The sequence below is a fragment of the Photobacterium sp. BZF1 genome (assembly GCF_014349205.1).
Lineage (GTDB): Bacteria > Pseudomonadota > Gammaproteobacteria > Enterobacterales > Vibrionaceae > Photobacterium.
This window is the reverse complement of record NZ_JACSOF010000162.1, coordinates 1-14,994: the sequence shown is the minus strand read 5'-3', so window position 1 is coordinate 14,994 and position 14,994 is coordinate 1. Positions and strand designations below refer to the sequence as shown.

The 14,994-nt window shown below is 50.5% G+C and carries 13 protein-coding genes; 5 read left to right on the top strand and 8 right to left on the bottom strand.

Annotated features, from left to right (window positions below):
• Positions 1 to 540, top strand: a 540-nt coding sequence (locus tag BIZ37_RS25565; RefSeq protein WP_370577749.1) for a nickel/cobalt transporter, incomplete at its 5' end; no start/stop codon positions are given.
• Positions 541 to 663: 123 nt separating this feature from the next.
• Here BIZ37_RS25565 and BIZ37_RS25560 read toward each other — a convergent pair.
• On the bottom strand, positions 664 to 1,239 hold the full coding sequence (locus BIZ37_RS25560; RefSeq protein ID WP_187463913.1) for a cytochrome b: 576 nt from the start codon (positions 1,237 to 1,239) through the stop codon (positions 664 to 666).
• Between the two features lie 243 nt (positions 1,240 to 1,482).
• On the opposite strand from BIZ37_RS25560, the gene BIZ37_RS25555 reads away from it, so the two are divergent.
• Both BIZ37_RS25555 and BIZ37_RS25550 read left to right on the top strand, forming a co-directional pair.
• Complete coding sequence (locus BIZ37_RS25555; protein WP_187463912.1) at positions 1,483 to 2,082, top strand: MliC family protein; 600 nt, start codon at positions 1,483 to 1,485, stop codon at positions 2,080 to 2,082.
• 64 nt (positions 2,083 to 2,146) lie between these two features.
• Positions 2,147 to 2,848: a DUF3157 family protein gene (locus tag BIZ37_RS25550; protein ID WP_187463911.1), complete on the top strand. Its 702-nt coding sequence runs from the start codon at positions 2,147 to 2,149 to the stop codon at positions 2,846 to 2,848.
• Positions 2,849 to 3,321: 473 nt separating this feature from the next.
• Here BIZ37_RS25550 and BIZ37_RS25545 read toward each other — a convergent pair whose 3' ends face one another.
• The 3 genes from BIZ37_RS25545 to BIZ37_RS25535 form a co-directional block, all read right to left on the bottom strand.
• Positions 3,322 to 4,722, bottom strand: a complete 1,401-nt coding sequence (locus BIZ37_RS25545) for a nucleobase:cation symporter-2 family protein (protein ID WP_187463910.1) — start codon at positions 4,720 to 4,722, stop codon at positions 3,322 to 3,324.
• A gap of 76 nt (positions 4,723 to 4,798) precedes the next feature.
• Positions 4,799 to 5,287 (bottom strand): (2Fe-2S)-binding protein, encoded by a 489-nt coding sequence (locus BIZ37_RS25540; RefSeq protein ID WP_107299791.1) that lies wholly within the window; start codon positions 5,285 to 5,287, stop codon positions 4,799 to 4,801.
• Positions 5,284 to 8,538 carry a molybdopterin cofactor-binding domain-containing protein gene (locus BIZ37_RS25535; RefSeq protein ID WP_187463909.1) on the bottom strand — a complete coding sequence of 1,085 codons (3,255 nt, stop codon included), beginning with the start codon at positions 8,536 to 8,538 and terminating at the stop codon, positions 5,284 to 5,286. The genes BIZ37_RS25540 and BIZ37_RS25535 overlap by 4 nt, the downstream gene beginning before the upstream one ends.
• Before the next feature lie 559 nt (positions 8,539 to 9,097).
• On the opposite strand from BIZ37_RS25535, the gene BIZ37_RS25530 reads away from it, so the two are divergent.
• Positions 9,098 to 10,453, top strand: a complete 1,356-nt coding sequence (locus BIZ37_RS25530) for an 8-oxoguanine deaminase (RefSeq protein WP_187463908.1) — start codon at positions 9,098 to 9,100, stop codon at positions 10,451 to 10,453.
• A 120-nt stretch (positions 10,454 to 10,573) separates the two neighbouring features.
• Here the strand turns inward: BIZ37_RS25530 and BIZ37_RS25525 are convergent, their stop codons facing one another.
• The 4 genes from BIZ37_RS25525 to yqeC form a co-directional block, all read right to left on the bottom strand.
• Positions 10,574 to 11,122: a rhodanese-like domain-containing protein gene (locus tag BIZ37_RS25525; RefSeq protein ID WP_187463907.1), complete on the bottom strand. Its 549-nt coding sequence runs from the start codon at positions 11,120 to 11,122 to the stop codon at positions 10,574 to 10,576.
• A gap of 37 nt (positions 11,123 to 11,159) precedes the next feature.
• Positions 11,160 to 11,606 carry a MauE/DoxX family redox-associated membrane protein gene (locus tag BIZ37_RS25520; RefSeq protein ID WP_107299794.1) on the bottom strand — a complete coding sequence of 149 codons (447 nt, stop codon included), beginning with the start codon at positions 11,604 to 11,606 and terminating at the stop codon, positions 11,160 to 11,162.
• Positions 11,607 to 11,785: 179 nt separating this feature from the next.
• Complete coding sequence (gene yqeB / locus BIZ37_RS25515) at positions 11,786 to 13,384, bottom strand: selenium-dependent molybdenum cofactor biosynthesis protein YqeB (protein WP_187463906.1); 1,599 nt, start codon at positions 13,382 to 13,384, stop codon at positions 11,786 to 11,788.
• A gap of 37 nt (positions 13,385 to 13,421) precedes the next feature.
• Positions 13,422 to 14,339 (bottom strand): selenium cofactor biosynthesis protein YqeC, encoded by a 918-nt coding sequence (gene yqeC, locus BIZ37_RS25510; RefSeq protein ID WP_187463905.1) that lies wholly within the window; start codon positions 14,337 to 14,339, stop codon positions 13,422 to 13,424.
• Between the two features lie 39 nt (positions 14,340 to 14,378).
• Between yqeC and mocA the strand changes: the two genes are divergently transcribed.
• The gene (mocA, locus tag BIZ37_RS25505; protein ID WP_187463904.1) at positions 14,379 to 14,969 is read left to right on the top strand and encodes a molybdenum cofactor cytidylyltransferase; all 591 of its coding nucleotides are present in this window, start codon (positions 14,379 to 14,381) and stop codon (positions 14,967 to 14,969) included.
• Positions 14,970 to 14,994: the final 25 nt, after the last annotated feature.

Genomic DNA, 14,994 nt, shown 5'->3' with positions numbered 1-14,994 from the left:
GACCACCATGACCACCATGACCACCATGACCACCATGACCACCATGACCACCATGACCACCATGACCACCATGACCACCATGACCACCATGACCACCACCATCATCACCATGGTGCTGAGTGCGGTTGTGGGCACCGCCATATCGCTTCACCGGAAGAGGTCGATAATGCCAAGACCTTGCGTGAGTACGTTGGGGTGATCATGAGTATTGGTCTGCGTCCATGTACCGGTGCCATTATGGTATTGCTGTTTGCCAACATGGTTGGTCTTTACTGGATGGGCGTAGTCAGTGCTCTTGTGATGTCTTTGGGCACGGCGCTGACAACCTCTGCTCTGGCTCTGTTGACGCTATCGGGCAAGCGTATTGTCCATCGCTACTTACAGCAAGGAAATAGCGAACAAGGTCAATCACAACCACAGATCGGCATCCTACTGGCCGGATACAGCTTGCAATTGCTAGGTGGTATTGTATTGATATTGCTTGGATTGTTGCTGGCAAGCAGCCAGAGTACGGGGCTTTCACCGGTATTACTTGGTTGATAGGGTATTACTTGGTTGGTAGTAGTGTTCAATACTGCTGGAATAATAGGAAGTGGCCTCACTGTTGTGAGGCCTGTCGCCTAGCCAGGTGACGTTTTTATTATACTTTCGTTTTTTCTGAGATTAATCGACTGTCGGCTCAGCCTTTGGCTGGGCCGATTTCGTTTTAGCGCGCGGCATCATGCGGCTCAGGGTGTTGTCCTTGATGATGAAATGGTGGAACAGGGCCGCGGCAGTATGTATTGCGATCAAGGTCAGTAGGGTAAAGCCAAGCAATGCATGACGCTCCCTGATTGTTGCAGTGAGGGCTCGGTTTGTTTCGACAAGCGTCGGCAGTGCCTGACCGAAGACAATCAAAGGCTTTCCTGTACTGTTCAACAAAGCCAGACCTGCAATAGGAATAAGCAACATCAACGCATACAGGGCGATATGGACAATCTGGGTAATCCTGTTTTGCATTTTGCTTGGCGTCGGATTAATTGCAGGTTTGTGGCTGGTCAATTTTACTACCAGGCGGAAAAGGGTAATGACAAAGAGTGTAGCGCCTAGGTAAAAGTGCATGTTGCTGAACAGTTCGCGGGTCTCTGAGCCGCGCTCATAGGTTATTGCTATTTCTATCGAAGCAAAAACCGCGACGATCACACAGAGTGTTAGCCAGTGTATAAATATAGTGACTGGGTTGTAGTGCTTTTTTTCCATTTTAATATTTTCCTTGGGTTTTTACTTATTGGCGTTGAAAGGAAATGGTGCTGAGCTCGCACCCATAGTAGGGGTTTGCAAAATTGCGACAAGGTACCTTATTGATAATTAATGTTAATTAGTGTTGTTGATATTTCTTGAGCTCTTTTAGGTTTCAGGCTCAAAGATGAAAAAACATAGCGGGGCTGGTGAGTTAATAATAAAGTGATGCTTGTGGTTAAATGCTTGCAACCTGGAGGCTTCGTGAACAAATTGTATTGGAAGAAGGGGGCTTTGGTCCTGTTAGCTTCTGCTGTACCGGTAGGTCATAGTTTGGCGTCAGAACCTGCTTTTGATTGCGCCAACGCTGATGGCGAGGTGGAAACGCTTATTTGCCAAGATGATGGCTTGGCCGCTTTGGATAGGCAAATGCAGCAAGTTTTTGATAAGGCGATGGAGCAACTACCTGCCGAAGACGTCAAGTTGCAAAAGGCTATGCAGCGCGGTTGGATCAAAGGGCGAAATGATTGCTGGAAAGCTGATGATGTCGGCAACTGTACCGAGTTTTCCTATAAAAGCCGGATTGTCGAGTTGCAAATTATCAGTGGGCAACTCGAGGTACCCAAAAGTATTTCACTGGATTGTGGAGATACCAGCGAGCCTTTTACTGCAGTTTTCTACAACCAGACTGACCCGGCAAGCTTGGTGTTGACCCAAGGTAATGACCAAGTGATTGCCTTGGCAGAACCAATGGCGAGTGGTATCAAATACCTAGGACAGAACGTGGAATATAGTGAGCACCAGGGTGAAATAACCATTCAATGGTTCGACAGTAAGTTTGAATGCCAAGCTGGCAAACAATAAGCACATTAAAAAATGAAAAGAAATAACTAACAAGGCAGTGGAAGAACACGTAGGGGACAGGTTTATGCGCATTAATTGGCAAATTTTTATCAAGGTGGCGATAGCCAGTTTATTGTTCGGCTTCATCCAGTTTGTGCAAGCCGGATCTATGATAGCGACGTTGCCCGATGGCCGGGAAGTGATTCTGCTGGAGGACAATACCTGGCGTTTTGTCACACCTCAAATAGAAAGCAGTTCACCGGACCAACCATCTGCAGCAACAATCCCAAGCGCCGGGAACGTTGCGAAAGGCACTGCGACCGGAGCTGCGGTGGTAACGGGGACAGCGATCACTTCAGGTAAAGCAACGGCACCTACTGTTCCTTCCTCTGGGGCGGCTAATCCCCAAGTTAAAATGGCCTCGTCAGCCAAAGGTGACCTGGTCGCACCCGATACCGGACGGTTAGTCGGTGAATACCAACGCAGTGGTGTCGTTATGGTTGCTCAGTCTGCCAGTTATCAGGATGGGCGGCTGACGATTCCTGTATCACTGCGAAACGAGGGTACAGATTCGGTGATCCTCGTTGAAGTCGCTACAATTTTGCGCAACGACAGTGGTGAAGTGCTCAAACGCGATAACCATGTTGTTTGGACATCGATAAAGAGAATGCCAGAGACTTACTTTAGACCGGGAACCGAGAAGGAAGGTAAGATCCTGACGTTTACTGTTCCCAAGTTAGAGCATTATTTCCTAGAAACTGACATTACAACGGTCGAGCGTTGGTGAGGCTTTAGTTTTTTTGTTGTTGTTCGTTTTATTGATGCTGTGGTATTTGGTTAAAGCCAGTTCGATATGTCCATTCTCCACCTCCAGTAACGTATCTAGAAAACCGGGGTAATTAGTATCCTGACTCTTCATGTAGGCTGCCAAGAGCTTTACGTCATCAGGCCTTGGTCGGTAACTTAAGTTGGGAAATGCTTGGTAAACCGCAGTGATAGCCATTTTTAATACATCTGCTGAACTTTTCATATCTTGCTTATCGAGTTGATTAAATGTTTTATTTTTTCCGAGTGATTCAGACCACTTGGCTTAAGAAGCATGGGGATTGTAGGTAGGCTTTATGACAGGATGTTTTCAATAGACGAAATAGTGCGCTTTATTTCATATTGAGTGATTTGAGTGTTTTGAAGAAAGGCTCCCAGAGATACCTGTGGGAGCCTGTTTTAATGATTGATATAACGTCAACAATAGGAAGTCAGTTATTTCGATGCTGCAAGTTGCTCGGCGCGGCGGGCTTTTGCAGCCACGAGCTGTGCGGCACGCTTATCGGGTTTAATCAATATACTTTTGGCTGTCACTTTCGCATCGTCGGTGCTTTTTTTACTTTTTGGCAGTAACTGGTTTAGCACGATTGTTGCGAGGGTGCCGGTGGTGATCCCTGAGTGGAACACCGTTTTTAGTGAATCGGGGAAGTGCTGGAGCAAGTTGGGCTCAAGGGTCACGGCCATGCCTGACGCAAGGCCGACACAAACCACTAGGGCATTTCGCCGTGAGTCGGCCGCTTTAAGCAGCATCCGAATCCCCGCATAGGCAATCATGCCGAACATGACGAAACCAACCCCACCAAGCACGGGCTTAGGTACGGTAACGGCCAGTGCAGCCAGTTTCGGGAATAGTCCCCCGGCCACGAGCAAACAGCCTGTCAGCGCAACCACATAACGGCTCGCAACACCACTTATTCCTACAATCCCAACATTTTGGCTAAAGCTGGCGACCGGCATGGCTGAAAACATGGCGCCAAAGGTGCTGCCAAGGCCATCGCCGAGCAATCCGCGTTTGAGATCTTTCCCTGATACCTCGACGTGGCAGTTACTGCCCAGCGCCATGAAATCCCCGGTTGCTTCAGCGACTACCACCAGATAGACCAAGGTCATGCTGATAATGGCAGGGATCGAGAAAGTCATGCCATATTTGAAGGGCTCTGGTGCGGCAACCCAATTGGCTTCATACAGTTGGGTTAAGTCGACCATACCAAGCGGGATAGCCATGATGTAACCGGCGGCCAAACCGATAACGATAGCCGAAGCGGCGATGGCACCTTTGCAGAATACCGAGACGCCGATAACTACAGCGAGCGATGCTGCAGCAAGGAACACCTTGGGCAAGGAAGCAAAACTCGGGTCGCCTGCCGGGGCATCACCGATCCAATTCATCGCTACCGGCAAGATAGTCAGGCCGATAAGGGTGACCACCACGCCACTGACAAGGTTGGGAAAGAGTTTGCGGATTTGATCCATGTAGAAGCTGGCGAGGACAACAAAGAACGAACCGACGAAGGCGGCACCGAGTATCGTCGACATCCCACCGGTCTGGCCGATAGCAATCAAAGGGCCGAGGAAAGCAAAGCTTGCCCCCATTACCACGGGTAGCCTAATACCCACCGGGCCGAAGCCGAGGCACTGGACAATAGTGGCGAGGCCGGAGACAAATAGTGCAGCGCTGATCAGGGTAACGATGTCCGGTTCGGGCAGGCCAATTGCACCGCCGACTATCAAGGGGACGGCGACGATGCCCCCAATGGAGGCGAGCATATGTTGCAGGGCGAGGAAAAAGGTCACCCCCTTGGGGGGCTGTTCATTGACTTGGTAGAGTAACTGCATTGTTCAATCCTTATGTACAACAGCATGTAATCTTGGATAAAAAAGCTCCCCTGCAGGTTAGGCAGGGGAGAAAGACTTACGGGGTGATGTCTTCAATAACAGCATTGATGGCATTCAGGATGGGTTGATAGCCCGTACAGCGGCATAGGTTGCCTTCAAGGGCATCTAACACCTGCTGTTGGCTTGGGCGATGGTACTTCTTCAGCAAGGCCCAGGTACTCATCAGGACGCCGGGTGTGCAAAAGCCACATTGCACACCACCACGCTTGATAAAGGATTGCTGCAGTTGCTGGGCTAACGGATCGTCCTTTAACCCTTCGATGGTCACGATTTGTCTGTCTTGGCATTGGGCGGCCAGGATCATGCACGAGCAAACCGCTTCGTCATCCATCACAACAGTACAGGCGCCACATTCGCCAACGGCACAGCCTTCCTTGGTCCCCGTCAGCCCGAGATCTTGCCGCAGCAAGTCAAGCAAACGGGTATTGCCTGTGACAGACAACTGGTAGGAGCGGCCGTTAACCGAGAGTGACAATGGGATCAGGTTTTCAGCAAGCAGACTCATTGCACTTCTCCTTGTAGTGGCTGATGGGATTGCTGATATCGAATATCGTTCATGAGATCGCGGAACATATTGAGATAGACCGGTTGCTTGTAGGCGGCAGACCAGCGGCCGCCTATCGCCTTATCGATCATCGCTTCAAGCACTTGGCAAGCACTTTCGATGTTCTCGCTGTTAAGAGGGTGACTGAGCAGGATTTGCTCAACCGGAAATAGCTGTTGCGGTTTGCTAAACAGGGCGCCATCGACAAGGCGGCAAGTAGTGATCACCCCGTTGTCATCACGCTCCATCAGGCAGCTTAGGCTCAGGCGGGTAATGTTGAGTGCATTACGTCTGCCGAGCTGGCGGTATTGTTGGATACGCCCGGAAGGATTGTGCTTAGCCGAGCTGGGGATTGGAAGGATCACCTTGGTTAGCAACTCGCCCGGTTGTAGTTCGGTCCGGTAGCCTCCCGTGATGAAATCGCTTATCGGAAGCTCCCTTGTCTGGGCTTTGTTTTGCAGAACCACTCTGGCGTCATAGATCACCAATGGTGGAACGGAATCAGCACAGGGTGCGGCATTGACGATATTGCCGCCGACGGTAGCCCGGTTGCGGATCTGGTGCGAGCCTATGGTATGGCATGCCTCAGCAAGCAAAGGGTAGAGCTGTTTGATGTCGGCATGTTCGGTGAGGTGGTTGAAACACACTCCTGAGCCGATATGCCACTCACTACCGCAGCGTTCGATCTGGCATAGTTCCGGTAATTTGGCAATGTTCACCAAGCTACGTGGTTCGTTCTGCAATCGACCCTGGACTATCACGTCGGTGCCACCGGCCAAAGGCATGGCCTTGCCGTCAGCAAGCATTTCGAGTGCCGCAGCCAGTGACTCTGGGTTTTTCACCGTGAACCCGTTAAGCCGATGGGTTTGTTTTTTTTCGGCAGACGCATGGAGCAATTCGCTCTGGCGGGCAGGCTTTTTGAGGTTATAACCCAGTACGACCTGCTCAAGGGTGAGCGGTAATTGGCGATGGCGTGTGCCCGTGGCAAAGGCGACCGCATTGGTTATCGCCGCGGCGGCAAGTTCGGCTGCCGGCTCACCGATACTCTTGGCACCAAAAGGCCCACCGTTGTCGACATTTTCCACCGCATGGATAGAAAGCGAAGGAATATCCTTGATAGTTGGCAATAAGTAGCTATCGAGGTTTTCCGATTTCACGTGGCCGTGTTCGATGTTGTAGTCTTCCAGCATGCCAAGGCCAACCCCCTGGGCGATACCGCCGGCGACTTGTCCTTCATAACCGATTTGGTTGATAACCTGACCGACATCGTGGACGGCGGTCACATCGAGCAAGTCGATTTTACCAGTGCTGGTATCGACTTTCAGATCGACGATTTGGCAACCGTAAACCCAAGTGAAATAAGGTGAGCCGGTACCTTTTTCCTCATCCCAATGGATTGCCGGTTGGTCGAACCATCCATAGGCCGCTAAATTAACCCCAGCCCATTTGGTTGCATTGGCCGCTTCGGCAAAGCTGATGGACTTGTCCGGCGCGTGGCGGTTGCAGATTTCACCATGGGCCCACAAGGTATCATCAATGCTGGTGGCACAGAGTTGCTCTTTGACCACTTCGAAAATACGCTGTTTGATCTGCTCGGCACCGTCTTTCACCGCGTTACCACCGGTAACGGTCGCCCTTGACGCCACAGTCGGGCCGCCATCGGCAATCAAAGACGTCGGTGGTTCGACAAAGGTCACCTTGGTGACAGGTAAGCCCAACACTTCGGCGGCGATGGTTGCCATGGTCGTTTGTAGCCCCTGACCGTTTTCACACACACCTGTCGAGACGTTGACACTGCCGTCGCTATTGACAGTTACCAAGGCACTGGACGTATCGACCCCTTCGGCCCCCATTGAACATCCGCGATAGCTAAGCGCCAGTCCGATGCCGTATTTGATATGGCCCGGCTGGTTATTCAACTGCGCATAATGCTCGCGCTTGGCCCGGAATTCACTGCGCTGGGTCGCTTTGTCGAGGACTTCAATCGCCGAGACGTTGTGGTTATCAAAGACCTGATTGGTAATACTCCGACTGCCTTGGCGCAGCGCGTTTCGCTCCCTGACCTGAACGGGATCAAGCTCGCAGGCTTTGGCTATCTCATCCATCAAGGATTCATTGGCAAAGATGATTTGTGGCGAGCCGAACCCCCGCATCGCACCGGACATACTGTTATTGGTGTAAACGCCTTTGATATCGACGCGAACGTGCTCGATATCATAGGGGCCGGCTGCCTGAACCACCGAACGCCACGTGACGAAAGGCGTACAGGCGGCATAGGCCCCAGCATCAGCCAGGATATCGACCTTCATCCCTTGGATCTTGCCGTCTTTGCTGACCCCGACTTTGTAATTCATGTGGTAGGGGTGGCGCTTGGTACTTTCGATGATTGACTGCTCGCGGGTATAGGAAAACTTCACCGGCCGACCGGTGATAGAAGCGAGCAGCGCGGCACGGCAAGAAAGGTGATCAACACCGTCATCCTTGCCGCCGAAAGAGCCGCCCATTACAGCCCGTTTCACATTGACCTTAGCCTGATCAATGCCCATAAAACTGGCGACAAAGCCTCTGACCCGGTGCGGGTTCTGGATAGAGCCGGTCACGACCAAATCACGCGAGGTGGGGTCTATATAGGCGGTAACAGATTCAGGTTCAATATAAGCATGCTCCTGGAAGCCGACCTGATAGGTATGCTCAAGGACGATATCGGCATTGGCAATGGCGGACTCGGCGTTCCCCTTTTCGGTATGGTGGCGGTTGACCACATTGGAACCGGTTTCGGGGTGGATCAGGCGAGCGCCGTCGGCGAGTGCGTCATGCACGTTGCCGATAGCAGCAAAGGGCTGGTAATCGATTTTGATCTTATCGGCCGCCAGACAAGCAGCTTCATAACTTTCAGCAGCAACGATAGCGACAACATCGCCGCTGTAGCGAACCTGATCATTACAAATTGGATGGTAATCGCGAATGATAACCCCTGTTGTAGGATCACCGGGGATATCTTTGAAAGTGGCTATCCGTACTACGCCTTCGATGGCGTCAGCTTCAGATGTGTCTATGCCAAGGATTTTGCCCGCCGGGATATCGGTATAGCGACACACACCATACAGCATGCCGGGCATTGTAATATCATCTCCATATATGGCCGTACCAGTGACTTTGGCTTGGCCGTCTACGCGGGGTAGGCTGTGGCCTACGTGATTGAAACGCGTCATTAAACACTCCCTCTTACATTGGCGACGACGATCTACCAATGACAAACAATGTGCTAAATAAATTGCTGCATCGAGGATGACAAACTAGGAAATTACGCGAAATTGATAGTGAGTTAGCGATATTTCATAGTGACTTCGACCCAGCTATAAAGGCATTAATCAGGCCACAACAAAGCGGTAGTTTGATTTGTCAGGCAAAAGTGTGAACTCAAGGGGGAAAGTTTGTCGTGTTAGTGAGCAGTTTGTTGCTCGCTGAGAGGAGCATCAAAAATCAAAATTCATTATAGTGTTGATAAATAAGACTTATTTTCATCTATTTGCTAAGAGTATCATATTGATAGTCTCAATATGGTAATGAGAGTTGCGTTAGGTAAGTTTGATATCTTGCGGGTATTTTTTATCAATGGCTTAGAAGCGTTTTCGTGGAGTTGGTAACGTCTTTGCAAGGATGCTGGCGGTAATATAGAGATGATTTTCAAAAATGCGTTTTGTGTTCAAAAGCAACCCAAACAAAGTCCTTCTCCCCTGAAATGGTTGCGAAGGCTAAGGAAAATTATGGATGGAAACAACGTGGATTAAAGATCCTCTGGCTATTTTCACAGCCAATACGAAAAATGCCCAAGGCGGGCTGGTTATCAAGGGTAACCGCATCATTGAAACCCTGTCACAGGGACAACTGCCTTCCGTACCAATAGATGTCACCGTCGATGCCAGTCGGCATGTCGTCACCCCAGGGCTTATCAATGCCCACCACCACTTCTACCAAACCTTGACCCGTGCCTATCCCGGTGCCCTCAACAAAGAGCTGTTCCACTGGCTGAAAAGCCTTTATCCGGTCTGGGCGGGATTGGATGAAGAGATGATGCAGGTAGCCACCGAGGTGGCACTGGTCGAGATGATGATGTCAGGTTGTACTACCGCATCAGACCACCACTACCTATTACCACTCGGGTTAGAAAACGCCATCGACATTCAGGTTGAAGCGGCCCGGAAGTTGGGCGTAAGGGCGATATTTACCCGTGGTTCGATGAGCCTGGGTGAAGAACAGGGTGGGTTGCCGCCACAGCATACTATCCAGTCGGAAGAAGCCATCATCGACGATAGCCTGCGTTTAATTCGTGAGTATCATCAAGCGGATGATGGTGCCATGGTGCAGATTGCACTGGCTCCTTGCTCGCCCTTCTCGGTGACAACCGAACTGATGAAAGAGACGGCGCAGATAGCCCGCCAGCATGGAGTGATGCTACATACCCATTTGTGTGAAACCAAGGATGAAGAGCAGTTTTGCCTCGAGCGGTTCGGTTACCGGCCGGTGGATTACCTCGAGGAGGTTGGCTGGCTCCATGAGCGTACATGGCTGGCCCACGGCATCCACTTTAACGACGAGGAGGTGCGCCGCCTCGGGCAGGCACAGGTGGGGATCTGCCACTGCCCGACATCGAATATGATGCTGGCATCGGGAATTTGCCGTAACAAAGAGCTGGAAGCGTCAGGTGCCAAAGTCGGCCTCGGTGTCGATGGTTCGGCCTCTAATGACGGTTGCAATATGATTGCCGAAGTACGTATGGCGATGTACCTGCAGCGCTTACGTTATGGCTCAGCTGAGGTGACACACTTCGATGCCTTGCGCTGGGCAACCGCAGGTTCGGCGGCTGCGATGGGGCGCAATGATTTAGGTAAAATAGAGGAGGGGATGCAAGCCGATATCGCGATGTTCAAACTTGATGATATCCGTTTTTCTGGTAGCCATGATCCATTAGCCGCTTTGTTGCTTTGTGGTGCCCAGCAGGCTGATAGAGTGATGGTCGCTGGAAAGTGGCGGGTATTGGATGGCCGGGTTCTGGGTGTTGATCTAGATGATCTGATAGCGCGCCATAGTGCGGCGGCTAAGCGTCTGGCAATGAAGACCCAGTAAGGCAAGCTTCCATTTAAACGAAAAGGCTGAATCCCAATCAAGATTCAGCCTTTTTAGTTATTACTGCGAATAAATAAATCCGAACAGGTTCAAAGCTAACCGGTTTTACAATGAGAGGTATTAGAGTGAAGAGGTTTTAAAGCCCGCGCCTTTCCACGCAAAGATACCACCAGGGTAGCGGTAGACATTGGTGTAACCAAGTTTCACCGCCCAAGCTGCTGCGTTGTGGCTGCGGCCACATTTCACGAACCCGCAATAGAAGACCAAGGTTTTATCTTTGTCTTCGCCTAGCAGTTTGGTGAAATCCTCGACAGATTGCTGGTCAGTTAATGCTGGGTCCCATTCGGGCATATCAGGGATCGGGAACTCAAACTGTTTGGCGCTGGGGATATGTTCTTTCCTGTAGCTGTCTTTGAACGGCATTGCATCGATGATCATCACGTTGCTGTCTTGTTCGATCAGTGCTTTGACCCCGTTGGTATCGACAAGCTGGTAGCCACCGGCGAGGGTATCTTTATGGAGCTTGATAGCCACCTGCTCGGTTTCTACCTCTGCTTTGAACTTGCCACCAAACAGGGCGGCATTGGCACTGAACGGCAGGATTAACAATGCACTGGCAAGAATAAATAGGTTAAGCCAAAAACTGCGTCCGACTTTTTTCAGTATCATGATCGTATCCTTATGAAAATTAGGCTATTTCGATATATCACACCGCGGGTGTGACGGGACGGTGGCTAGCCAAGTTGTTGAAGTAATAAAGTGCCGCTGAAACAAGAAGAACAAGCAGCATGATGAGAAACTGAGGCTCTAGAGTGCTGTAGACATCTGACTGTACCGAGCCTGGTAGGTAACAACCGCAATCAAAATGCAGACCTTGGTAAAGCGCCAGCCCAGACAGGGCAATATGGATGCCGAAGCCTACAACAACAGGAAGTAAGGTGGTGATGCCCAAGTAGGCAGTGAGAGCACTGATCCCAAGCGCCAATGGGATGGCGAAAGCGATAGGCTCGACATACATGGCGGGGACGATACCGGTATCGGTAAGCAGTAAACCGGTGTGTTCTGGTAAGAAGAAACCTTTGACGGTGAGTGCCGCAGCGCACATCAGCACAAAGGAGGTTACAAAATGATGGAAATAGCCTCTAGTTTTCATAATTTGATCTCTTCCTGTCGTAGTACCCAGCAGTTGGTTTACCTCATCAGCAGCGAATGCTGTGGGGGTAACCTTGGCTGGTAAATTTGTCTGGCTTGAATCCCTCAAGCCAGACTGTAACTGTCCCTGCAACCGCTTCTGAATCACCCTATTAGAAGCGGCTGGAGGTGATTTTGGGGTTAACTCATTCTGTGCTGCTCCAGATGTAACATGGCTTCCAGCACACTGCCGCCAATTGCCCGAGCCTTGTCAGATACCGTGGTGTAATCTGCTTCTTCACCACGGGGGTCGATATCGCCTATCTTGAAGCTTTCGCGAACAGTGAGGCCGTTGTTCAATAATCCACGTACCATGCCACCCAAAGGCGCTATCACAGGGCTATCCCCAATGTGGGCAATCACATCACCTTCGGCGACAATGTCCCCCAGTTTTACGTGACTGTGCATAACGCCAGCGCATGGGGCCCGCAGGACTCGCTGGTGGGTATAGCCTGCAATGTTGCCCGGAACCCCAGTATTCGGCTGGGTTGCCCCTTGGTAGATAACCCGTCCCAAGTAATGTCCGCGGTTGGTTTCGATTACCGCATCGCAATCTTTGCCTGCAGTAAAGCCGGGGCCGAGGGCAATAGTGACGGGGGCCATGTCCTTCTGGGTGCCGACATTGTGTTTGGCCAAAATGGCATCAACGAGGAAGGTCGGTTTCAATGTGCTGGCGTAGCTGCAATCTTCATCGACCACAACCGGGATCTGGTTACGGTCTATGATGTCGAACACTTCGTCTTTGTTATTGGCTTTGCAGGCGGTGATCCCTTCTACTTCAACCGGTTCGCCATACAGGCACTGGCCGAACGATACGCTGCAGCGGATCATGGTGGGTTTGGCGATATCGGTCATAACGACTTTGTAGCCGGCATTGAACAGGCGGACAGCCACTCCGGTAGCCATGTCCCCGGCACCACGGACTAATACCAGTTTGTTCTGGTTAAGGCGGGTGTCATCTTTCATTTTGCCGCCAGCAGATTCATGTTTCACCTTGAGAATTTCAGCCATAATGCTGATGGCGATTTCTTCGGGGGTTTCGGCGCCGATATTAAAACCGATTGGGGAGTGGATGTTCTGGATCCTGACTTCATCAACCCCGCTTTGACGCAGGTGGGTAAACAGGGTTTGGACTTTGCGGCGACTGGCCATCAGGCCGGTATAGCGGGTTTCGCAATCGACGACCTTGGAAATAGCATCTTGATCTTGGTGGTTGGTGGCAATTACCACATAACTGTCTTTGTTGATATCAAGTTGGTCGATGGCTGCTTCCATGGTATCGCCGAGTAGGCGTTTGGTGCCTAATGGGAAATGCTCTTCGGCAAGGCTGTCGGCATAGGCATCGGCTACCGAGATATCAAAGCCCAGCACATGAGCTGCCTGGGCAACGGCGCGGTTGACGTGACCTGCTCCGATAAGGATCAAGCTAGGACGCAGGCCATAGACATCGACAAATACTGTCATAGCACCACCGCAGTCCATGCCCATAGCTTCGGGGCCGGTTCGGGTCATCCTGCCTTTGACGACGCGGGGTTTCCTTTCTTGTAGGGCTTCCAAGGCTTGTTCGATAACGTACCGTTCGATCATGCCGCCACCCACAGTACCTATGATGCTGCCATCGGCTTTGACGATCATCTGGCCGGAATGGCGCGGGGCCGAGCCGCGGGTTTCAATAATATTGGCAAGGGCAAAAGGGACGTTGTCTTGTTCGAGTTGGGCTGCCTTGGCAAAGATATTCATGTTCTATGACCTCTGTACTGACGAAGTCAGGTAGCTGCTATGCCTCAGTGGCATTGGCTACTTGTTCCTTCAAAATGACTTTCTTGATTGGTGCTTCCGCCTGCATTTCTGCCAGCCAAACCGTATCGAGTTGTGGGCTGTTCACCAGCACCTCTTCCGCTATCTGACTCACTGCTTGGGTATCATTGGCTTTATCCATTTTGTTTATCAGCCACACCTGTTTCGCTGTTCTTGGGCTTGATTTGAATAACCCCAGCGGGTGAGAAATCAGCGGTTGTAATACGTCGGCATTAATCACATCACCGGGTTGGCACTGTGTAAGGGCTGAAAAAGCCGGCCAGCGGTGGATGCGTTCAGGTATCGCCTTATGGTTGATAGCCTCTGCGCCGGTGACACCAATCACCATATCCGAGTAACTCGGAATGCAAGGCTCATGCCCGTGAGGGGCTTTTATTGGCAGTGAGCGTGAACCGTCGCCTTCAATAATAAAAACTGTGAAGGGGAAGTCATTTTCGAGTTTTTTTATCTCCTTTTCAGATAACCCAGATACTTTCAGCCGGGTTGTTTTCAAATGGTCAGTTAATAACGATTTGTAGCAAAAAGTGATTGTCGGATCATAAAAAGAAAAAGCGTCTTGTGCTAAAGCTTCATTACGTACTTTTAAATTTTTTTCGTTTTCTTTTTTATTGCAGTACATGGCATCGAAGGGAAGAATATAGTCAGCCTGATCGGCATCAGGTAAATACATTTTAGTCGTCGTTGTTATACAGACTGCGTGGCCCCATTGTTTAAATTTCCTTGCCAGCCAAAAAGCGGCCGATGTTTTGCCCCCACCGCCGACCAGGGTAATAAACAATGGGTTAGTTTCAGCAGTTAAATGGTATTGGTATAACTCAGACAGGATAAACTGGTCTGGAGTTTGCTCTATTAATCGTGTCTGTGTGTTATTAACCATACGACCACCATAAATATCAATAAAGGAGTATGTTCAGTGATGGATAAATCGTTACGTCCCGAACGCTTGGATTGCGTTATGCCTGCAGCGGGCCTGTCTTCAAGGATGGGGGACTGGAAACTCATGCTACCTTACCAGCAGTACACAATCCTTGATGCAAGTATCGAAAATGCGCTCTCATTTTGTCGTCGGGTAATTTTGGTCGTTGGTTATCGTGGAGCAGAACTTATTGAAAAATATAAAGATGATCCAAGGGTCAAGATAGTCGTCAACGAAGATTATAAGGCAGGTATGTTCAGTTCAATCCAGCAGGGAGTCCGCCATGTAGAGAGCGATTATTTCTTTATTACCCATGGTGATATGCCTTGCGTTCCGCCGCATATTTTCCGTGAGGTATGGTTCGAAAGAGGCGGCTGCACGGTCTTTCCCGGTACTGCCGTAAGACCCGGGCATCCGGTGTTGATCCCTTGCCGTCTGAAGAATATGGTGCTCAATGCCAATATCCATGCGTCGATGAAGAAGATTATTTTCCGTTACCCGGTGAAGTACTTGGGGCTGGACTGTGACGAAATATATTTAGATGTCGATACACCGCAAGCTTATGAAGAGTTGTGTGCAGTGTCACATTAGTGCTATCAACTTGATAGCTGATAAT